16 protein-coding genes are annotated in these 21410 nt (G+C 57.0%); 2 read left to right on the top strand and 14 right to left on the bottom strand.

Going from position 1 to position 21410, the window contains the following annotated elements:
* Window positions 1-74: 74 nt before the first annotated feature.
* Entirely contained in the window at window positions 75-557 is a 483-nt protein-coding gene (locus FHG12_RS20620; protein WP_230471221.1) for a cupin domain-containing protein, read from the bottom strand.
* 482 nt (window positions 558-1039) lie between these two features.
* Between FHG12_RS20620 and FHG12_RS20615 the strand changes: the two genes are divergently transcribed.
* Window positions 1040-3835, top strand: coding sequence for an alpha-L-rhamnosidase-related protein (locus FHG12_RS20615; protein WP_230471220.1), 2796 nt, complete (start codon window positions 1040-1042; stop codon window positions 3833-3835).
* A 77-nt stretch (window positions 3836-3912) separates the two neighbouring features.
* On the opposite strand, the gene arsB is transcribed toward FHG12_RS20615, so the two are convergent.
* From arsB to hisS, 10 genes are all read right to left on the bottom strand, one after another.
* Complete coding sequence (gene arsB / locus FHG12_RS20610; RefSeq protein ID WP_139517578.1) at window positions 3913-5025, bottom strand: ACR3 family arsenite efflux transporter; 1113 nt, start codon at window positions 5023-5025, stop codon at window positions 3913-3915.
* Between the two features lie 17 nt (window positions 5026-5042).
* On the bottom strand, window positions 5043-5537 hold the full coding sequence (locus FHG12_RS20605; RefSeq protein WP_139517577.1) for a GNAT family N-acetyltransferase: 495 nt from the start codon (window positions 5535-5537) through the stop codon (window positions 5043-5045).
* A gap of 21 nt (window positions 5538-5558) precedes the next feature.
* Window positions 5559-6332, bottom strand: a complete 774-nt coding sequence (locus tag FHG12_RS20600) for a metallophosphoesterase family protein (protein ID WP_139517576.1) — start codon at window positions 6330-6332, stop codon at window positions 5559-5561.
* A 63-nt stretch (window positions 6333-6395) separates the two neighbouring features.
* Window positions 6396-6956, bottom strand: a complete 561-nt coding sequence (locus tag FHG12_RS20595) for an ArsI/CadI family heavy metal resistance metalloenzyme (protein ID WP_139517575.1) — start codon at window positions 6954-6956, stop codon at window positions 6396-6398.
* Window positions 6957-6987: 31 nt separating this feature from the next.
* Entirely contained in the window at window positions 6988-7338 is a 351-nt protein-coding gene (locus FHG12_RS20590) for an ArsR/SmtB family transcription factor (RefSeq protein WP_139517574.1), read from the bottom strand.
* 207 nt (window positions 7339-7545) lie between these two features.
* Complete coding sequence (locus FHG12_RS20585) at window positions 7546-8715, bottom strand: hypothetical protein (RefSeq protein WP_230471219.1); 1170 nt, start codon at window positions 8713-8715, stop codon at window positions 7546-7548.
* A 118-nt stretch (window positions 8716-8833) separates the two neighbouring features.
* On the bottom strand, window positions 8834-10027 hold the full coding sequence (locus FHG12_RS20580; RefSeq protein ID WP_139517573.1) for a M50 family metallopeptidase: 1194 nt from the start codon (window positions 10025-10027) through the stop codon (window positions 8834-8836).
* Between the two features lie 134 nt (window positions 10028-10161).
* The gene (locus FHG12_RS20575) at window positions 10162-12087 is read right to left on the bottom strand and encodes a T9SS type B sorting domain-containing protein (RefSeq protein WP_139517572.1); all 1926 of its coding nucleotides are present in this window, start codon (window positions 12085-12087) and stop codon (window positions 10162-10164) included.
* Between the two features lie 75 nt (window positions 12088-12162).
* Window positions 12163-13659, bottom strand: a complete 1497-nt coding sequence (gene hutH / locus FHG12_RS20570) for a histidine ammonia-lyase (protein WP_139517571.1) — start codon at window positions 13657-13659, stop codon at window positions 12163-12165.
* Window positions 13660-13728: 69 nt separating this feature from the next.
* Window positions 13729-15129 (bottom strand): histidine--tRNA ligase, encoded by a 1401-nt coding sequence (gene hisS, locus FHG12_RS20565; RefSeq protein ID WP_139517570.1) that lies wholly within the window; start codon window positions 15127-15129, stop codon window positions 13729-13731.
* Window positions 15130-15286: 157 nt separating this feature from the next.
* Between hisS and FHG12_RS20560 the strand changes: the two genes are divergently transcribed.
* On the top strand, window positions 15287-16096 hold the full coding sequence (locus tag FHG12_RS20560) for an alpha/beta hydrolase (RefSeq protein WP_139517569.1): 810 nt from the start codon (window positions 15287-15289) through the stop codon (window positions 16094-16096).
* Window positions 16097-16170: 74 nt separating this feature from the next.
* Here the strand turns inward: FHG12_RS20560 and FHG12_RS20555 are convergent, their stop codons facing one another.
* The 3 genes from FHG12_RS20555 to FHG12_RS20545 form a co-directional block, all read right to left on the bottom strand.
* Window positions 16171-16833, bottom strand: a complete 663-nt coding sequence (locus FHG12_RS20555; RefSeq protein ID WP_165699478.1) for a TIGR02117 family protein — start codon at window positions 16831-16833, stop codon at window positions 16171-16173.
* Between the two features lie 244 nt (window positions 16834-17077).
* Entirely contained in the window at window positions 17078-17545 is a 468-nt protein-coding gene (locus FHG12_RS20550) for a carboxypeptidase regulatory-like domain-containing protein (protein ID WP_139517567.1), read from the bottom strand.
* Between the two features lie 1059 nt (window positions 17546-18604).
* On the bottom strand, window positions 18605-21070 hold the full coding sequence (locus FHG12_RS20545; protein ID WP_139517566.1) for a TonB-dependent receptor domain-containing protein: 2466 nt from the start codon (window positions 21068-21070) through the stop codon (window positions 18605-18607).
* Window positions 21071-21410 lie beyond the last annotated feature (340 nt).

Genomic DNA, 21410 nt, shown 5'->3' with positions numbered 1-21410 from the left:
GTTCCTAAACGCGTGTTCCCAGGAGCCAGCTCCTGGGGACACGCGTTTTTTATAAAATATTGATAATTAATTACTTAAGCCTTAAGGCCGTATTTGTCGATCAGAGGCTGGCGCTGGTCGAAGAACGTGGTAATGCCGAACCGGCGATCCAAGTCGGCCCAACGCTTGGCGATTCCGGGATCGGCGGGCGTCAGCTTGTATTTCTCCATATCCGCCAGAATCTTGCCGTTTAACTCTTCCAGAAAGTCTTCGAAATTCTGGTTGAAGTACATGTCCACGTAGTGGGCTGGGGCATCGGTGGCATTCCAGAAAGTATGGACCAAACCGTGCGGACGCAGGTGCCAGCCTCCGGCCGGCACCGTGTATACCGTTTCCTCCACCAAAACCGAGACGGTTCCGGACAAGACGAACATGATTTCATCCAGGTCGCGGTGTACGTGCGGTGGCGGACCCATTTGCTTGGGGCCAATGAGAAATTCGACACTCGAATACTGCCGATTCGTCTGGGAACTGCGAACCCACGTGCGCATCACAATCCCCCGGGTGTTCAGCTGCAATGGAGCCGCGGGTGGTAGTAAGAAAGGAGGTAACGGGCTGAAAGAGAAAGTTTTACGCGGAGCAGCCTGGCTCGCTGCTGCCGATTCGTTTGGCAACCAGCCTAAAAAGCCGGTGCCGAGGGCTGCTGTAGTTAAGTGATGTAACGCGTCACGGCGCGTCTTCGAAGGCAAGGAAGTACTCATGCGCGTTGGGAAAAATATAGTGTAGCAGGCATGCGCTACGTATGGCTAAGTTGCTCCAAGGCTTGTAGCAAAAAGCCTCGGAAAGGAAGCAGTGCCAAAATGTTGACTAGCAACGCACTAGCTGGGAGGTGTGAGTGCAGAATTACATAGTAATATACAGATATTCAAGGCGTAGTAAGTCAAATACTTTTATTTGCTGCGCGACATGATAGCAGAGGTTCCCGAGGTTGCCGGCCATGAGTTAGAGGCCGACGCTAGAGAGCACCGCTGAACCGCTTTGCGTATAAGCCCCAAACGATTTGACCTGGCTTTCCCAGCAACCCACCCGCACCATGAAATACGCGACCCTTTCCATCGGCCTACTGCTGGCGCAATTCGTGCTGAACGCCTGCCAAACGCCAAAAACCGCCGCGCCTGACGCCGCAGCGCCAACCACTTCGGGTGCCATGCCTACTACATCACCACTTATCTGGAAATCGGAGCACTACGCGCTCTACCGCGACAGCGTAGTGCAGGGACCGTATGTGGCGCGGGCGATTTCGCGCACGCAACTGACCTCCAACTACCACAGCCCGGCCAACGCGTTTCAGAGCCCGCAGATCAGCTTTAAGTTTAGCCTCAACGGCAAAGACAACGAGCTGGCGCCCGGCCAGGATCATATGTTCGTGGCCTTGCCGAAAGCCGGGGGCGGCGACGTGCTGGAAACGCCGCTGCTCACCTTTAGCAAGCGCTACGTCGATGCCACGCCCGTGCCGGCCAACACATATCTGGCCCCGAATACAAAGCTGAAGATCCGGGTTGACATGCGCCCGGCGCTGGCTGCGTTCAAAAAGCAAGGCTACTTCACGACCTACAAAGGCGACAAAATCTATCAGCAGGATTTCAAAAAGGTGTTGGTGGCCGGCTCGGCGGCGCCGATGAGCTGGGATTTCGACAACCTCGTGAATAAGCCCGAGCTGGAGCTGAAAGACCCCGACGGCGATGGCATTTACGAAGTGCTGCTCACGCTCAACGTGCCGGCCGAAGCCAAAACCACGGCCGGTGAGTGGCAGCAGTCGATCAATACCGCTGATTTTCCGCAGTATACTTCCGACTATCCGCTTTCCGACGCGCTTTACAACCTGGCCCTGGAAGAAGCCCGCCGGGCCGTGGAGCCCGACAGCACGTTCCGCACGGGCAAGGAGTGGGCCGGCGTCTGGACGCGCGACATCAGCTACTCCATCATCCTGGCCCAGGCCACGTTGCAGCCCCGCGTGGCCATGAACAGCCTGCTGCGCAAGGTGTCGGCAGACAGGCGCATCATTCAGGATACGGGCACGGGCGGCGCCTATCCGTGCTCCACCGACCGCATGATCTGGGCCACGGCGGCCTGGGAAATCTACAAAGTCACGGGCGACGAAGGGTGGCTTACAACAGTGTACCCAATTATCAAAAAGTCGATTGAGGATGACATGCTGAACGCCTACGACCCCGCCACAGGGTTGGTGCGGGGCGAGTCGTCGTTTCTGGACTGGCGCGAGCAAACCTACCCGCGCTGGATGCAACCCGTCGACATCTATCAATCGGAAAACCTGGGCACCAACGCTGTGCATTACCAAGCCAACGTAGTATTGGCCCAAATGGCGCAACAGCTTGGTCAGCAAGCAGTTGCTAGTAAGCACCAGCAAGCCGCCGCGCAGATCAAAAAAGGTATTAACGACCACCTGTGGCAGGCCGATAAAGGATACTACGGCCAGTTTCTGTACGGCCGCAAATTCCTGGTGCTCTCGCCGCGGGCCGAAGCTTTGGGCGAAGCGCTGAGCGTGCTGTTCGGCGTGGCCGGGGGCGAGCAGGCCCAAACGGTGGTGCAGCGTACACCCACCACGGCATACGGCATTTCCTGCATTTACCCCCAGATTCCGGGCATTCCGCCCTACCACAACAACGCCGTGTGGCCCTTTGTGCAGAGCTATTGGGCCATGGCCGCCGCCAAAGCCGGCAACGAAGAGGCTGTGTTGGAAAGCATTGCGGCCGTCTATCGGCCGGCGGCGCTGTTTCTGACCAACAAGGAAAACTTCGTGGCCGAAAATGGCGACTTTGCCGGCACCCAGATCAACTCCAGCAACATGCTCTGGAGCCTGTCGGGCAGCCTGGGACTGGTGTATAAAGTGCTGTTTGGCATGGAATGGGAAGCCAATCGCTTGGTATTCAGGCCTTTCGTACCCCAAGCTTTGCAGGGCAACCGCAAGCTGATGGGTTTCCGTTACCGCGGAGCGGTGTTAGACATTGATATGCAGGGCTTTGGCCACGGTATCAGCTCGATTACGCTCGACGGGCAGCCCTTGCCCGATGCCGCCATACCAGCCACCCTGACCGGCCGCCACGCCGTGCGCATTGTGTTGCGCAGTGAAGCTGCTTCCGGTGCTGCCGCCGTGAACCGCGTGGCGAACCTGTTTTCGCCCGAAACGCCCGCTGTCACCTACGCCAACGGCCAGTTGAGCTGGGCGCAACAGGCTGACGTGAAGACGTATAAAGTGCTAAAAAACGGCCAGCCGCTGACTTCCGTTGCCGCCACCAGCCTGCCGGTGCAGCCTGCCAAAGAATACGCTGAATACCAAGTGATTGCGGTGGCTAGCAACGGGCTGGAGTCCTTTGCCAGCGAGCCGTTGGCCGTGGGCAGCGAAGCGCTCAGCCGCCAGTATCAGCTCGAAACGGTCGCGCCCAAGGCAGCTATGCCTTACAAAGGCTTCACGGGCAAGGGCTTCGTAGAAATCAGCAAGGCCAAAAACACGGCCGTGACGGTGCCCGTCACAGTGCCCGAAACCGGCCTGTACGCAGTGGATTTTCGCTATGCCAACGGCAACGGGCCCACCAACACAAACAACCAATGCGCCATCCGAACCCTGAAAATGGGCGATAACGTGTTGGGTACCATTGTGTTGCCGCAGCGCGGCGTGGCCGAGTGGTCGAACTGGGGATATAGCAATCCGGTGCTGGTGCGCCTGACCAAAGGCACGCACCCGCTAACGCTGGCCTTCGAGCCCGCCAACGAGAACATGAACGGCACCGTCAACCAAGCCATGCTCGACTACCTACGCCTGACCAAGGTGCAGTAAAAACAAAAACGCCTCATTCATAAGTGTTTAATTATCAAATACTTATGAATGAAGCGTTAAGCAAAATCCGAAATCGTTCAGACTTGGTTGGCTGGTTTCATCGGCCGCTCATACCAGCGGCGGCGCAGCCAGAAAGCAACGTTCACCAAGGCAATGAGCGCGGGCACTTCGATGAGCGGCCCAACTACCCCGGCAAACGCTTGACCGGAGTTGAGACCAAATACCCCGATGGCCACGGCAATGGCCAGCTCGAAATTGTTGCCGGTAGCCGTAAACGCAATTGAAGTATTTTCGGCGTAGCCGGCTCCCAGCCACTTGCCCGCCGCAAAGCTGAGCAGGAACATGATGCCGAAATACAAACACAGCGGTAGGGCAATGCGCAGCACATCAAGCGGAATTTGCACGATAAGTCGGCCCTTGAGGCTGAACATGACCACGATGGTAAAGAGCAGCGCCAGCAGGGTGATGGAGCTGATCGCGGGCAGGAAAACGCGCTCGTACCAGTCGTTGCCCTTCAGCCGCCGCAGGAAGTAGCGCGACAGAAAGCCCGCCGCGAACGGAATGCCCAGATATGTCAGCACACTCTGCGCAATAGCGCCAATGCCGACCGTAATCGTGTACCCGCGTAGCCCAAAATAGGGCGGCAGCACCGTGATAAATAGCCACGCCAACACGCTGTAAAACAGCACCTGAAACACCGAATTCAGCGCCACCAGCCCCGCCGCGTACTCGCGGTCGCCATCGGCTAAGTCATTCCAAACCAAGACCATAGCAATGCAGCGCGCAATGCCAATCAGAATCAGGCCCGTCATGTAGTCGGGCCGGTCGGGGAGCAGCCAGATGGCCAGCACAAACATCAGCACCGGACCCACTACCCAGTTGAGCACCAACGAAAGGCCAATGATGCGCGCGTTGCGGAAAATGCGGCCCAGCTGCTCATATTTTACTTTCGCCAGGGGCGGGTACATCATCAAAATGAGGCCCGCGGCAATGGGAACGTTTACCGTGCCCACGGAGAAGAAATCAACGGCTTTTTCGATGCCCGGCACGAAATACCCCAGCGCCACGCCCGCCACCATGGCCAAGAAAATCCAGAGCGTGAGGCCCCGATCGAGGCCGGAGAGCTTTTTTTGCGCTACTGCCGCCACGGGCGGCGCGCTCGCGGCAGCGGCTTGAGAATATGTCGTCATGAAAGCGTAGAAAGAAATTAGGCCGTCCCGACAGTGGGGCTGCGCCGCTCCATTTGCACGGTGTTGCGCCACACGCCGTGGTGCTGGCCAATCCGCTCGCGGTAGCCAATAATCCGGAAGCCGGCCTGGGTGTGCAGGCCGATGCTGGCCGTATTTTCCTCGAAAGTGCCGGCCTGCAACGTCCAGATGCCGTTGGCTTCCGATTCGGTAATCAGCGCCTGCAACAGCTGCCGCCCGACGCCCTGGCCCCGCGCTTCGGGCGCAATGTATATGCTGATTTCGGCCACGCCGCCGTACACGCAACGGCCCGAAACGGGGCTCAGCGCGGCCCAGCCCAGCACCGTACCGTCGTCGGAAAGCGCCACGAGCCTACTGTGGGCCAGGTGAGCTTTGTCCCAGGCTTCCCAAGCGGGGGCCTGCGTTTCAAACGTGGCATTGCCGGTAGCCATGCCGGCTTCGTAAATGGCGCGCACCGCGGGCCAGTGAGCTTCGAGCAGAGATTCGATAGTCATAAGTATCAGGTATATAAATACTTAGTAAGCATGCCGCAACATGTCGGCGTAGGCATTGGGCAGGGGCGAGGCCTCGACGGCCCGCGCGGCTTTCTCCACGTCGTAAGCAACGCGGATCAGTTCCGAACGGAGACCCTGCGGCTCGGTGAGCGAGGTGGTCGAGTCGAAGTGAAGCAGCTGATAGGCCGCGCGCGGGTCGCCGTCTTTGGGCTTTCCCACCGAGCCGATGTTGAGCGCGTGGCGGTGGCGGAGCTGGCCTTCGTATTCGTAGGCGAAGGTGCGGTGATACGGCTTGTGGGTGTGGCCAAACAGCAGAATGTCCGCGTTGGCTTCTTCCAGAATCCGCCGAAAGCTCTGCTCCGGGCGGTCTTCAAACAGATACTCATTGATTCTGCGCGGCGAACCGTGTACCATGAGCAAGCTGATCGTCGTGGGTTCTTCCTGAAACTCCACGCGCAAGTGTTTCGGCAGGAAGCGGAGGTAGCGGCGCTCGTCGGTGCCTACTGCGTGGTTGGTGAAGGCAATACTCTGGGCGCCAAGGGTTTTCTCTGCATCCGTTTTGTAGGCACAGCCGCACTCCGAGCTGTTGAGGCCGATGCCTTGGTCGTAGTTGCCGGCCAAGGTCGGGATGCCGCGCCGCCGGATTTCGTTGATTACCTCGTTGGGCCACGGTGCGTATCCCACCAAGTCGCCCAGGCAAAATACCATATCGGGCCGCCGCTGGTCGATATCGGCCAACACGGCTTCCAAAGCCGGCAAGTTGCCGTGTACATCAGAAAAGAAAGCTATCGTCATGATAACCAAGATGTTGGGCGCAAGGTAAGCGTCGCGCTCAGAATGTACCTAACACGCCTGCCCTTAGCAGCATACGCCACCGGGTGAGCAGCTCGGGCCGCACTCCGCGCCGGTATCGACCAGGGTAAACGCCATGGGCGCGGTGGTCAGGGCCTCAGCAGGTACGGCTTGTGCGGCTGGCGCAATGCAGCATTGGTTGCTGGCTTGGGCGTATTCGGCCTCGTAGCGCGGGTCGTTGAACTCGGCGTCTTCGTGGAAGTAGTACACTTCCCACTCCACGCCGTCCGGGTCGTTGACCCAGAACTTATCCTGCTTGGCGTAGCAGCAGCTGGTGCCCACTTCCTCGCGCTGCACTAGGCCGGCTGCGCGGGCTACGTCTAGGCGCTGGTTTAGCTCTTCTACCGTTTCTACCTGAAAACCCAAGTGCCCGAAGTTGCTGGCCACGCGCCCCGGATTTTCTACAAAGGAGATAATCAGCGAGGGTTTGCCGAGCACGTACTTGGCGTAGCCGCGGCGGATTTTGGCGGCAGGTTGCCCAAAGAAAACCGTGTAGAAATCAACTGTTGCAGTCAGGTCGGAGACGTACAGCGAGACGTGCATCCGGGGAAATACAGCATTGTCCATGATTGAGCAGAAAAGAGGGTGGGAAGGGAAACTAACAAGCGCAGGCGTCGTCCGGCCCGCAGGCGGAGGAGGCAGTAGCCTCCACAAAAAAAGCAGTAAACTGCTGATACACTTGTTGTAGCAGCGCCGTGTTGAGGCAGTAGCAAACCGTCAGGCCGTCGATATCCCCCCGGATGAGGTCCAGGGATTTTAACTCCTGCAAATGCTGTGAAACCGTGGTGCGGCTCAAGGGCAGCTCCGCCGCAATGTCGCCGGAGATGCAGCTTCTTTTGGAGGCCAAGAGTTGAATAATGGCCACTCGCGCCGGGTGTGCCAGGGCCTTGGCCACGCGGGCCAGCTGTTGTTGCTCCTCGGTGAAGGCAGTGGTTTTGGCGTACGTCATAAAGCAACTGTGAAGTATGTCGTAAATATACGACATAATATGACGTATGTATACGACAATGAGAGAAATATTTTTTTTGCTTAGGGTAATTTACAATTTAATAATATCGAAAATATTGCTATAAAAATCTGATAACCAGTATATCGTATATGTGTTTATAAAGTGATAGGTTAATAGATTCTAGCAGTTAAGAAGAGTAAGAGCGGCCTACTTTTTCACCGAAAATCCCTGCAACTCCGCTTCGATTCGTTGGTTCCAGCTCTCTTGCACGGCTTGGTTTAGGCCATGGCTGGTTTCGTTGTCGTACTGTTCCTGCACGCGGTTCATCTCCTGAAACGCCCGAAGGTATTGGTAGGGAATGATGCTGTTGTAGTCTTCAATGGTCAGGCTGTCGGTCTGGACGTGCTGCTTGAAGTGTTCGGCCACCAGCTTTACCAAGTCGAAATGGCGCTGCTCGTGGTTGAGGCTGTACGCGTCTTTGGCGCTGGCTTTTACCCACGAAGAACTGCGCACCACAAAGGCCTTCAGCGTCAGATTGACCTGAATAACGCCGTTGTTGATTTTGGTGCGTCCGGTGTAGGCAAAACTCGGAAACACCGACGCCGCGTACGGCCCAACGCGCGGGGTCGCCCGAAAATCGTCCCAAGTGAGCGGGCGTTGGGGCGTGTAAAAGAGCGTGTCGTCCTCGGTGTTTTGAGTGTAGTCTGTAAACGAAATCCGGATGCCGCGCGCCAGCTTTTCGTTGAATTGCGCCTGGTTGTTCATCCAGGTATTCAGGTACTTAAGCGATTCTACTAACGTCTGCCGAAGCGTAGGTTCCACCACTGCAAGCTGACCAACCGGCCGAATGTAGCGCGCCGCCCCCCGATAATCGGTGAGGTGAATGGTTTTGCCATCGCGTTTCCAGTCGAAGGCCAACGTCAGGGCTACGCGGCCTTCCACATAGCCTTTCGTGGCGGGCGTTTCCGTTACCTGGCATTCTTTGATGCGCATGGTCACGGGTCGCAGCGCCGCATTTCGCTTCAGGCTTTGCTGCACAAATTGACGAATGGCAGCCTGTCCACCACCCTGTAAGTCAACGGGTTGGGGTGTGGTAGGCAGGGCCGCCCCAGTTGGTGCTGTCAGCAGGAAGGCTACTGCGGCCCGGTTGGCGCGCTCGTCCACCACGTCGCTGATGAAAAACTCTTGCGGCGTAAAAGGCTGCGGATCAGGCTTTAAGACAATGGTGCTAACCTTGACAGCCGTTTGACTACCGGTCAACAAAAGTGCACCCGGCACCAGCGAAGCCAGCCACCACAGGCGCAGTTTCATGAGGAAGCCCGCCGTAGCCCGTAGCCACGATAAATAGTGGGTAGTAGATAAAATATTGCTAATCATTCGGTTAGGTATTCAGCCATCCTGTCCGAAACCAGGTTTGTGGCCTATGAACACCCAACCGAAAAGTAAAGCTCCCAACGCAGCCGAAACCACTGCTCTTCAATCGAGCGGGCAGTTGTCAGGCTTGTAACACCGCCCGCCGGTTGAGCTCAAGTTGTTGAGTAGCAATTCTTTCTCTTAGTAGCAGCTGGCTGGCCAAGTCGTTGATGTCGGCCAGCTGGGCCGAAAGCGCCGCCAGCGATTTGCGGGCTGCTGCCTCGTTGCCCATAGCTCCGGCCACCGTTGCTTGTGCCAAAAGACCTTCTTCCGCTTCAAAGGGTTTGATCTGCTGTGCTTTGGCCAGCCAGAGTTCGGCTTGCGCTACGTCGTGAGTGTGGGTGGCTGCGAAGTATGTGGCCTCGCAGCAAAGCTGCTGTTGCACCTCTGCCGTAGTAAGAGGCAGCAGGCTGAGGGCTTTTTCCAGATGAAATTCCGCCTGGGTAAAATCTTGATTGTCAAGATGATATAAGTAAGTGTAAAAATGCGATGTGCAGTCAAAGCTGGAGCCGTCCGGGGCGGTCGACAATTGCTTTACTACCTCGGCATCCCAGTTTCGGGGGCGTGTACCGGCGTGCGAAACGCTCGAGAGCGTATACAGTGCCAACTGCCGCTGCAACGAGGCGCCACCCCGCAAAAGCCGCAACACATGGCCGCCGTCGGAGGTGTGTTTGGTAGACGTAGTGAACGGAATCAGGTTGGCAAGTCCGATAAAGATGGACAAGCCGCCAAACAGGTACAGCGCCTGCACAAGTACAAAAGCCAGTTCGGGAGAGGCTGCAAAGATATGTCTATCGGCAAGGGCCTTTCCTGCCAGCAGCGCCGCGCTGCCCGTAACAATATTGGCCAAGATGCCTCCCAAAAAGTAAACGGCCAGGCCGCGCCGCAGATGCGGGCCCGCAGCCGGAACGGCGCGCACATATCCCATGATTTTGCCGGGCTTGCGCTTCAAGCGCACCTGCCACCGCGCCGCTTTGCGCTCGACGTACAGCCATGCCACCACGTAAGTCAGGCACCGAAACTTCAACAGGTACGCGGCCAGAAAATGCCCGCCTTCGTGTAGGGCCGTAATCAGCAGGCGCATGGTTAAAAACCCAACTGCCAGATACAGAAAGTATTGCCACCCGGCCAAGGGCGATGCCCGCACGTACCGGATGTAGCTTTCAATCCAATCGATTGTAAGCAAGGTAACGCTCGCACCCAGCAATGCACCCAGCAGTGCCCGCTTAGTTTCCGACGACCTGTTGCGTTTGGAAGGAGTAGAAGTTGATGCCATCTGGTAGAATCAGGCCAAAGCAGTAGCAGAGAATAAGACAATTTTGAGCCAAGAAAGATAAAGGAAAAGCCCCTCGTTCGGAGGGGCTTTAGTGCCTGATCGTAAACTATTTGCTTCCCGAAGCGGGCAGGACTTTAGCGCAGAACATTGACGGTGCCGTTCTGCACAAATGGTTTGCCGGTCGGGTCGAGCGCTTCGAAATGCCACACGTAGGTGCCGGGCACCGGGGGCTGCCCGTTTACGCGGCCGTCCCAGGTTTGGGTAGGGTTGGTGCCGCGAAAGACCTCTTGTCCGTTGCGGTCGATAACGATAAACTGGAAGCTGGTCAGAAAGCGGCCTTTCACTTCCAGCACATCATTGAGGCCATCGCCGTTGGGCGTAAAAGCCGTAGGCATCGCCAGCGCAATGCGGCGGGGTACGGTAGCAATGTTGGAGTAGCTGATTATCCCATTGCTGCTGGCTTCCAAGCGATAACGTACAATAGGTTGATTAGCAGGTAGTTGCTGATCGAGGGTAGTGGTCCCCTGTACCGAGCGCGTGCTTAGCACCGAGTTGTCGGCGGCCAGGGTGAGCAGGCGGTAGGAAACGGGCTGCGCTGCATCGGGCCCGCGGAATCCGGACCACGTCAAATTCACGGCCGACACATCTGGGTTAGCCGCTTGGGCTTGCAGAATGACCGGGCACACCGCTGGGCTTTCCGCAGACGTACTGCCGCACGCATCCTGATACCGCGCTGTATAGCAAAGCGGCGCGGCCAGAGTGGGTTCCGTGTCGAGCAACGTCCGGTCGGAAGTGGTTTTGAGCTCGGTCGTGCTGGCGGCATTCCGTGAGTAAGTCACTTGGCCGCCGGCCGCATTACCAGCAGGCGTTGCGGTGAGCTCTACTTGGTTGTTGAGGTTGAAAGAAGCCAAAAGACGCGGTGCGGGCGGCGCGGGGCCGGCGCTGGCCTGTACCGAGGCTTCGTTGGAAGTAGAAGTGGCAAAACCTGCCGCCGTCACGCGGTAGGTGTAAGTAGTGCCGCAAGTGACGGCCGCATCTTCATACTGCGTATCGGAGCCGCTCACCAAGGCAAGGCTTTGGCCGTTGCGCGTGATTTCGTAGCTGTTGTTGAAGCCGTCAGAGGTCCAGCGCAGCTGGTTACGGCCATTCACCGAAGTCGCGGTCAGGCTGATGGTGCACAGTTGCTGCGTGGTGATGCTGGTGTTGCCGGACGGGCACACATCCGTGAGCAGCAGCCGGTAACAGCCCGGAATCGGGGCGTTGGCCAGCGTGAAAGTGTTGCTCGTGCTCGGCACCTGTGCTACCGTTCGGTAGCCCGACGCCTGAGCCACCTGCAACTCGTATTTGTATTCGGGCTGGAGGGCCCCAAACTGAAAATTGATGCTCGTGCCCTGTATCGTAAGCTGCTGAATAGTAGGCCGTCGCGGGGAAGGCAGGGGCGTAAAGGCTTTGGTGCTGGAATTGGAGCACAGTGTGGCCGCGTTGTATTGCCCCGTCACGGTCACCTCCCGATCGCCCGACGGAATGGGGTAGGAAACGGTTTGGTTGCGCACGGCCGCAATAGCCGGACCGCCGCCTATTTGCACAAAGTACTGATCATAAGTCTGATCCGTAACGGTGACCTGCACGAAGCCCACGGTGCAAGTGTTGACGCTAAAGGCCGGCTCAGGCGAAGTCAGAACCTGAAACGTGCGCGAAAACACGATGCCCGTGCCCGGCAACAAGGGGTTTTGGGTGTTTTGGGTCACGACTACGACGCCAGCAGTGGTGGGGGTGTAAAACGTAGCCGTATCCGTAAAGGCGCAAACTATGGAAGGCCCTTTCGCATAATATACCTGCTTCGGGTCCAGGGCGCGGCCGCTGCAATCGACAAAGCGCACCTGGCGCCCAACGCATAGGTTAGTGCCTACATCTTGTTTGGTAGCTACATCAATGGCCCGAAAACAGGCTCCCGAATTGGGCGTCGGAGCGCATTGCGCCCACGCTTGCGTGGCAGTTCCCCACCACAAAAAAACCACTAAAAGCAGGCCGAACTGACGGTACATCTTCACAAATCTCATAACGTGCCGTAGCTGCACTTCCGTTTTTGTCGGGTTAAAAATAGAAACTTATGCCAATGCCCGCCGCGATTTGTGTTACGGCCACGGATAACTCCGCACAAAGGCCGCCGCCGCCTGCAAATCGGGGTACAAAATCCGATCCTGATCGACAAAGCTCACTTTTGTGCGAAACGCAGCCAGCACTTCTTCCAACTGTGGAGAGGTGCGGGCAGGGCGCCGGAACTCCAGCGCTTGGGCAGCGGTAAGTAGCTCAATACCAAGTAATTGCTCGGCGTTCTCCACTACGCGTCGGGCTTTCGTGGCCGCGTTGGCGCCCATGCTTACGTGGTCCTCTTGGCCGTTGCTGCTCACAATGCTATCGACGGAAGCCGGCGTGCACAGCTGTTTGTTCTGGCTCACGATGCTGGCGGCCGTATACTGCGGAATCATGAAACCCGAATTCAGCCCCGGCTTGGCCACTAGAAAAGGCGGCAACCCCCGCTGCCCGCTGATGAGCTGATACGTGCGCCGCTCCGAGATGCTGCCCAGTTCGGCCACCGCTATGGCCAGAAAATCGAGGGCCAAAGCCAAGGGCTGCCCATGAAAATTGCCGCCCGAAAGGATCGTGTCATCCTCTGGGAACAAGGTCGGGTTGTCGGTGACAGCGTTACATTCCGTCTCGACTACTTGCGCTACATACGCCAAGGCATCGTGGGTTGCACCGTGTACTTGCGGCAAGCAGCGGAAGGAATAAGGGTCTTGAACAGTGGCTTTAGGTGAATCCTGTAATTCGCTGGTTTGTAGTAAGTTATAAACTCGTTTAGCTACTGTAATCTGCCCGGCGTGCGGACGGATTTGGTGGAGTCGGGCGTCGAACGGTTCGCGGCGCCCGCCGAAAGCTTCCAGTGACAACGCCCCAATTACGTCCGCGGCCTGAGCCAGCCGCTGGGCCCGCAGATGGCAATGCACCGCGTACGCCAGCATGAACTGCGTGCCGTTGAGCAGGGCTAATCCTTCCTTGGCTTCGAGCTGCACCGGCGCCCAACTGAAGAGGTGCATGACATCGGAGGCCTGCAACCGGTAGCCCTGAAAATTCACTTCGCCTAGCCCCAACAGCGGCAAACACAAATGTGCCAACGGTGCCAGATCGCCGCTGGCCCCCAGCGATCCCTGCTGGTACACGACGGGCAAAATCTCGCGGTTGTAGAAGTCCAGCAGGCGTTGCACCGTAGCCAGCTGCACGCCACTGTGCCCGTAGCTTAGGCTTTGCACCTTCAGCAAGAGCATGAGCCGTACCAGCTCACCCGGTACTTCTTCGCCCGTGCCACAGGCGTGCGACATCATCAGGTTGACTTGCAACTGCTGGCGCTCCTGCGGCGGAATGCTGGTGTTGCACAAGGCCCCGAAGCCGGTGTTGATGCCGTAAATCGGAGCATCCGATTCCTGAAGGCGCTCGCGCAGGTAGCGGTGGCAGGTTTCGATGCGCTGACGGGCTTCCTCGCCGAGCTTGACGGTGCTTTGGTCGGTGAGCAGTTGGCTCAGGGTGGCGAGGTCCAGCCGCTCGTTGGGGTTAAGAAAAAAGGTTTCGGGCATGGAAAGGGTGGGACGTCGGGGGTGGGTGCGGGAGAGGTGCGCGTGGAAGCGGTACGCTTTGGGCAGGACTTACTGCGCTTGGGTGAGGGCAGTGAGCACTTCGTCTAGCGGGAGCAATTGCTCGGCGCTGGTACGCATGTTCTTGAGCTTGAACTTGTTCTGAATGCGTTCTTCCGAGCCTTGTAGCAGCAGAAACGGAATGCCTTTCTGGTCGGCGTACTGAAACTGCTTTTTGAGCTTGTCTTTGTGGTCGGGGTACAGCTCGCTCGGGATGCCCGCCTCGCGGAGTTGCCGCAACACAGGCAACGCCGCGCTTTCGGCCTCGGCGTCGAAGTTGGCGATCAGGCAGATGGTAGTCGTTTGGGTTGCCGCCGGAAACAAGTTGAGCTCGTCGAGGCAGTCATAAAGCCGGTCGACGCCGAACGAAAAGCCCACGCCCGACACACCCGGCAAGCCAAAGGCGCCCGTCAGGTTGTCGTAGCGCCCGCCGCCCGACACGCTGCCCATGTTCACGTTGTTGATCTTGATCTCGAAAATGCAACCGGTGTAGTAGGAGAGACCGCGCGCCAGCGTTACATCAAAATCAAGGTGGGCAAAATCTTGATAACCAGACTGCTGCAACAAATCTACTACCCGTTGCAGATCCTGAAGGCCTTTGTAGCCTTGCTCATTTTCGGGGGGCACGCCAGCCGTCACGAAACCGGCCAGCAGGCGCTCCAGCTTTTCAGTGAACGGCCCTTCCACGCTGAGCAACGCAAATAGCTTCTCAATGGCATCCTGAGAAAAACCGCGTCCCGTCAGTTCTTTTTCGACGCCTTCGCGCCCGATTTTGTCAAGCTTGTCGATGGCAGTGAACAGGTCGATTTCGGTGCCTTCGCCGCCAAGTGCCTGATAGATAGCGCTTAACACGCGGCGGTGATTGATTTTGATGGTAAAGTCTGTCAGGCCCAAATCGTTCAGCACTTCCGTCATCATCAGCACGATCTCGGCCTCGCACAAGAGCGAATCGGTGCCTACCACGTCGGCGTCGCACTGGTAGAACTCGCGGTAACGGCCGCGCTGCGGGCGGTCGGCGCGCCATACGGGCTGAATCTGGTAGCGCTTAAACGGGAACGTAAGCTGGTGCCGGTTCATGACCACGTAGCGCGCAAACGGCACTGTGAGGTCGTAGCGCAGGCCTTTTTCGGCAATTTTGGGCAGCACTTTTTTCGTGCCGGCTACCAAGTCCTCAGCTACGACGTCCTTTAGGAAGTCGCCGGAATTCAGCACTTTAAACAACAGCTGGTCGCCTTCTTCGCCATATTTGCCGGTCAGCACCGACAGGTTTTCGAGCGTGGGCGTTTCGAGCGGCGCGAAGCCAAACTTCTCGAACGTGCGGCGAATGATGCCAAAAATATAGTTGCGGCGCGCCACCACAGCGGGGCCAAAATCACGGGTGCCTTTGGGGATGCTAGGCTTTTGAATGCTCATCGAATGCAGGTGCAGGTATCAGGCGCGAAGGTACAACTCTCCTCCGACCGGAATAGCACGCCGTTGGCTGTGTTGGTGCTTCTGAACACAAGGCTGCTTCACGTTTGATTTATCGTGGTTTTTATATATTTTGTAATTCATTCATAATGAAATAGATATGGAAAATGTTAGCGCCAAAACCATCGTGTTTATTACGGGTTCCTTCGTGCACAATAGCTGCTGGGACGAGTGGAAAACATTTTTTGAAGACCAAGGCTACGCTTGCCTCGCGCCACCTTGGCCGCACAAAGACGCATCGCCCGCTGAGCTTCGCAGCCAGCACCCGTACTCGCCCATCGCCCAGGTGCGGTTGGCCGATCTGCTCGACTACCACACCGAACTCATTCGGCGCCTGCCCGAAAAGCCCATCCTGATCGGGCACTCGTTTGGGGGGCTGATGACGCAGTTGCTGGTGCAACGCGGCCTTGCGGCCGCCGGAGTTGCTATTCATTCGGTACCGCCGCAGGGTGTTATTACGCTTAAGTGGTCGTTTATTCGGAGCGTTACGCCTGCGCTGGGCTTGTTTACCTCCACCACAAAGACGTATCTGATGCCATTTCGGCATTGGCAATACACGTTCACCAACGGCATGCCACTGGCAGTGCAACAGGAAACGTACGAGCAGCTGGTCGTGCCGGAATCGAAGTTGGCCTCGCGGGACGGGCTGACGAAAGTAGCCAAAGTTGATTTTGCCAAGCCGCATGTGCCCTTATTGTTTGTGGCCGGCAGCACCGACAACATCATCCCCGCGTCACTCAACTATGCTAATTACCGGCGTTACAAAAAGCACGGTGACTCGGTCACAGACTACAAGGAATTTGCCGGGCGCAACCACTTTGTGCTGGGTCAGCCAACCTGGCAGGAAGACGCAGCCTACATTTCGCAGTGGCTCACGAGGCAACACATAGCTGTTGAATTAGCGAAATAAGTTATCTATCATAAATATTTGATTGTCAATAAATTATGATTTATAATATCTTATAGATAAACATCCCTTAGCAGTTAACGATCAACCGTGTCCTGTTGAATTTGTCGGACTTGGTACATCACGGTCGGGGCGAAAGGAGCCTTCAGGGCCGCCCGGATGCCGGCCCGGCGCAGGGCGCTGTTGGTCCAGTCGTTGCAGGTGCGCAGGGCATGGTAGCGGCCACGGGCGCGAAAGAAAAAGTCTTCGCTTGTGTAGCCGGCCCCGTTACGGAGCACAAACCGGCCGGCGCTGTCGGGCTGAAACGAATGCTCGATGATATGCACCAGCTGTTGGTATTGCGCAGGCGAAACGTGCAACGCCACTGCCCGCTCGCCGGTACGCGGGGGCGTCCTGTAAAAATCTACGTGCATGAGGGTGGCGGAAGGCAGCAGGGCTCGCAACGCAGTACCCACGCGGGGGAAGTGCCCGCCGTACGAATCGAGGTAAAAGCCCTCGTTACCCCAGCCAAAAGCCACATACTGATAGCTAGCAAATTGCTGTTTAATCGCAGAGTCGGCTACGTGTGCCAGCCAGTCGGTGTGGGTGCGCGACTCCCGTAGCGGCACCACCAGATCGGTGTGCAGTCCGTTCGACACTACGTACACCGGAATGCCGCCCGGCGTTTGCCGAAAACCACGGTTGACGGGCACAATACTGCCCGTCAGCAGCAACACCAGTAAGGCGACTACAGCTTGCATAAGCCCCTGAATACGGCGTTTCGCCCAACCAATGTCCATCGGAAGCAACCAGTACTCCCCTTGATGCCGCCCCGGCGGACAGGTAACCCACCCAAAACCGAAAGCCCCGACTAGTTAGGTCGGGGCTTTCGGTTTTCATAGCTCAGAAGGGGGCGAAACGGTTTGTTTGTGAGCGGCGAGGGTGCCTGTCTTGCTATTCCTCGCCGCTTAATAATTGGTTGACTATCAGTACAGAAGCTCGCCGTTACGAGCGCTGTTTGGCGGCAGGGCGTACCGCCGTGTTGCAGGCCATGCCGGGTTTGGTGCAACTCTTGCCGGCCACGTTTTGCTTGGCAGCAGTGCGAGCCACCATCGTGCGAAACACAGGCTGTAGCGCCACTTGGCCGACGGCAACACGCGTTTGCACGGCGTTGAAGACCACTTTGGGCTGCATTTGCTGATATCCCAGCACCGTCGTGCTCATTTTGTATTTGCCGAAAGGCACTTTTTCAACCTTGAAGCTGCCGTTGGCATCGGTTTTTACATCGCGGATGTAGGCATTGTCATCGGCATTGAGCAGGGCCACGGTAGCGTAGGGAATGGGTTCATTCGTTTCTCCATCAAGCAGTTTGCCCGTGAGCGTGCCGTTGTAGAAGGTGCGGGCCGAGAGCTGGAGGCAGGCCAGAACGAAGATGATACCAAAAAGAGTGCGGTTGATGAAGGAGGTTTTCATAGCAGTAGAAGAGAAAAAAGAAAGGAGAAGGACGAATGAGCTGTGGGCAAGGCTGGCCGGTCTCTGCGCTTGGGGCCGCCGCGGTTCGGTCGTGGGGCGCGGTCCGGTCAGTAAGTTTTCTGATTCAAGCCCAGTCAGTTAGAAGCTAAGCAACTGGTGGGACAAGGCCTGATCCTGTCGATCAGGAGGTCTCCGAGGGCGGCGGGCCTTGCGATAAGTAAGCTGCAAGGGGCGCCGCGGGTTGGAGTTAAAGAACATAACAAATATAGTATACAGTACTATGTAAAGCAAGGTACTTGTTAAATTTATTTTCAGTTTCCATTTTTCCAGTGCACTTCCAGAAGTGCTTAAATGGTAAGTAGATAGCTAAGAAGAAGGAGGGGATGCCGGATCAACGATTTTTGATCGGGCTTTCACTACTAAAGATGCGCGGCCGTTTTGAAGGGTTGCCCAAGGGGTTCAAAAATTGTTGCATCTGATTTTTGAAGGACAGCGAAGGCAGCAGGCGCAGGCATCAGAGAAGGGGAAAAGGCTTGTTAAAGCAACTATCAGGTGTTCTTGATTTTACGTTGCAAAGCTAGAGTCTCCCACCGCGGCGAACAATCGCACGATGATGTGATAGGTAGCAGCTTGGGGAGGGAACCGCTCCGCGCGTTGCATCCTGGCTGGCGGGCTCGGTAGAGATCAAAAACAGCTTTCATCATGCGTAAAAAGAAAATGGCAGCAGGCGCATCTGGGGGAGGAAACTCGGAGCTTGCTTTTCGGGCGGCTGCCTAGGAAGTGCTTTCGAAACATAGACTACGAAGTGTTTCGTAGGTTGCTTTAGAACGTTAACATTTAGGAAAGTATTTTCTCGGATATAGAAATTTTTTTGTTGAGCAATCTAGGGCGTGTTGAGTACTTGATAGGTGCAACTGGCTGGTTGTTAGGGAGGAAGTTCGGCGAGAATACTTCGGGAAAAGCGAAAGGTTACTAACAGGTAATAAAAAATCGCAACAGCGCCGACGAATACTGCCGGCGCTGTTGCGATAAGGGGAGAGTAGCGCCGCGTAGCTGGCCTTAGCCGCCGAAGCCACCACCGCTGCCCTGGGGCTGCTGCTCGATTTTCTTAGGAGGTTTGTTCGAGCCGAAGTACCACGAGAAGCCCAGGTAGCCCACACGGGTTTCGTTTTTGAAGTTGCCGGTGGCCTCGTAGCCCGGCGAATAAGCCGAGAGGCGCTGGCGCTGGGTGTTGAAAATATCGCTCACCCGCAGCGTCAGGGCGGCGCGGTCAGTGAAGAGGCGCTGGCGCAAGGCTACATCCACGTTGTAGATCGGCTCAATGCGGCCCTGCGGCGTGATGACAGCCGCCCGGTAGTTGCCGGTTAGCTGCACATCGAGCTTAGGCGTGGGATTGAAGGTGTTGAGCAAACGCAATGTGCCCGTGAGGTTGTTGCGTGTGGCTTCGGTACCGGTTGCCGCCGTGATGCTGTTGCGAAACAGCGAACCCGAAGCCGTTAGGCGCCACCACTTGGTAAGAGGCTGATTTAAAGACATTTCTGCGCCGAAGCTAGTGGCCTGCCCGTAGTTGCGAAACGACATGGCGGCTACAATGCCGCCGGCATCGTTCAGGCGCGTGGCCGCCGTATCGACGGTGCGGAACTGCTGGATGGAGTTGTTGGTCTGGCGGTAGAAGAGGGTAGTGCTCAGCGTAGCTTGGCCCTTCGAAATCTGGTGGCCAAATTCCAGGCTATTGATGTATTCGGGGCGCAGGCTGGGGTCGCCCTGGCGGTAATTGCGCTGATCCTGGTAGATCGGAAAGGGCAACAGCTGCATGAACCCCGGCCGGTTGAGGCGGCGCGAGTAGCTGAGTTGCACCCGCTGATCGCCGGACAGCTTACGCGCTACCAGCGCCGAAGGAAACAGGTTGAAATACTGTAGGTTAAACTGACCTTTGCCACCGCGCACCTCGCCCTGGGTGTGCGTGTATTCGCCCCGGACGCCGGCTTGGTAGTTCCACTTGCCCAGTTGGTTTTGGAACGTCACGTAGCCCGCCTGCAGGTATTCCTGAAAATTATAGGCGAACGAGTTTTGCAGTACTTGCGCATATTGTTGGTTATCAGCATTCTGGCGTAGGTAATCATCGGTGCCGTTGTTGGTTTGCCACTGGCCCTTTAATCCCGCATCTATGCGGCCCGTCGAATCCAGTGGATGCACGTAGTCCGACTGGAACTCAAGGGCATCGAGGTGAACATGGAAGTCCTGCTTCCACGCAGTGAGGTCCGGAGCGCCTTCTGTAAGTCGTTGTCCGACAACCACATCAGCCAACAGGCCCGTATAGTTGAGGCTGCCGGTCAGCTCGCGGCCTTTGTGCTGGGCCCACGTGCGACGGTAGTCGGTGGAAGCGTCGAGCACGTTCACGTTTTCGCTCACATCAGTGCGGTTGGTTTGGAAAGTGGGCTGCTCGCTGCCGGTCTGGAGGCGCGAAATCTGGTTGCCGACGTTGTTGGAGCGGTGCAGGTTGGGCTGCACAGTCACCGTCAGGCTTTGTTCCGGCGAAATCGTGTAGTCGAGGCCAAGGCGGCCGTTGTGATCGCGGCCGTGCTGCTGGCTGCGCGAATCCTGGTTGGTGCTTAGCAGAACGCCTTCTACATCAGCACGTTGCTGGGTAGAGTTCTGGTTGTGCCACCGGTTGTTGCGGCCGTCGTAGCTGCCGAACACGTTGAGCTTGCCCGTACGCCGGTTTAGGCTCAGCGAGGTGCTGTATTTGTCGCGGGTGCCCAGGTTGGCAATGGCTTGGCCGTTGTAGCCATCTTTTTTCTGCTTTTTCAGGATGATGTTCAGCACCCCACCCGAACCAGCCGCGTCATAACGCGCTGATGGATTGGTGATTACCTCTACTCGCTCAATCGAGCTGGCCGGAATCTGTTCGAGGCGCATGCCCATGCCGCCCGTCGCTGAGCCGCTGGGCTTGCCATCGACGAGCACGGTGATGTTGCTGCTGCCGCGCATGCTCACGTTGCCGTTCTGATCGACGGTGACAGAAGGCACGTTTTGCAGCACGTTCACGGCCGAGCCGCCCACGCTGCTCAGGTCTTTTTCTACGTTTATCACCTTTTTATCAAGGTTATCTTCCACGGCGGCCCGCTCGCCTTGCACCGTCACGCCGGCAAGTTGGGTGGCCGTTGAAATCAGGCGCAAAGGGCCTAGTTTGGCTTCCGGAGCGGCGCTGGTCAGGTCTACAGTGCGGCGTAAGGGCTTGTAGCCGATTACGGTTGCCCGCACCAAGTACTTGCCCAGGGCCACCTTGTCGATGATAAATGCGCCATTATCAGTTGTTTGTGCACCGGCCACGAAGCTGGAGTCTTGGGGCCGGAGCAACACCACATTGGCAAAGGGCAAAGCTTGTCCGTTACCGTGATCTAGTAAGGTACCCGAAACCGCACCGGGATTTTGAGCTTGTAAGTCCGTGATAGCCAGCGGAAAGAGCATAACCAACAACCCCAAGCACTTTTGTGCCCGGCTAAACAGCGTAGAGGATTTCATACAGGTAGAAAAGGAAGTGGAAGAATCGGGCAATAGGGGGCTGTCCCAGGCGGCCGCGATTCCGCTGGAAGCCCTTCTGCAGGGATTCGAGTAGTAAATGTTCAGATGCTTATGAGAAAAGCAGTCTACGCGCTCTCAGGTGAATGACGAAACCGGATTTTTTGTCTTTTTCTAAGTTTTGACAAAGCAATTCTGGCCTGCCTATTCGGCGGGAAAGCGCCCCGGCGTGTCGTTGGGGCTGCCCCGTTTGGGCAGTGGCAAGCGACAGGGTGTTGTTCTAATTACTGTGACAAATATACTCGAAGGTACTATGCGACGCAAGGTACCTTGATAAATAAAT

This window comes from Hymenobacter jejuensis, from assembly GCF_006337165.1.
GTDB classification, from domain to species: domain Bacteria; phylum Bacteroidota; class Bacteroidia; order Cytophagales; family Hymenobacteraceae; genus Hymenobacter; species Hymenobacter jejuensis.
The sequence above is the reverse complement of the archived record's forward strand: the minus strand, read 5'-3'. Positions and strand labels throughout refer to the sequence as shown.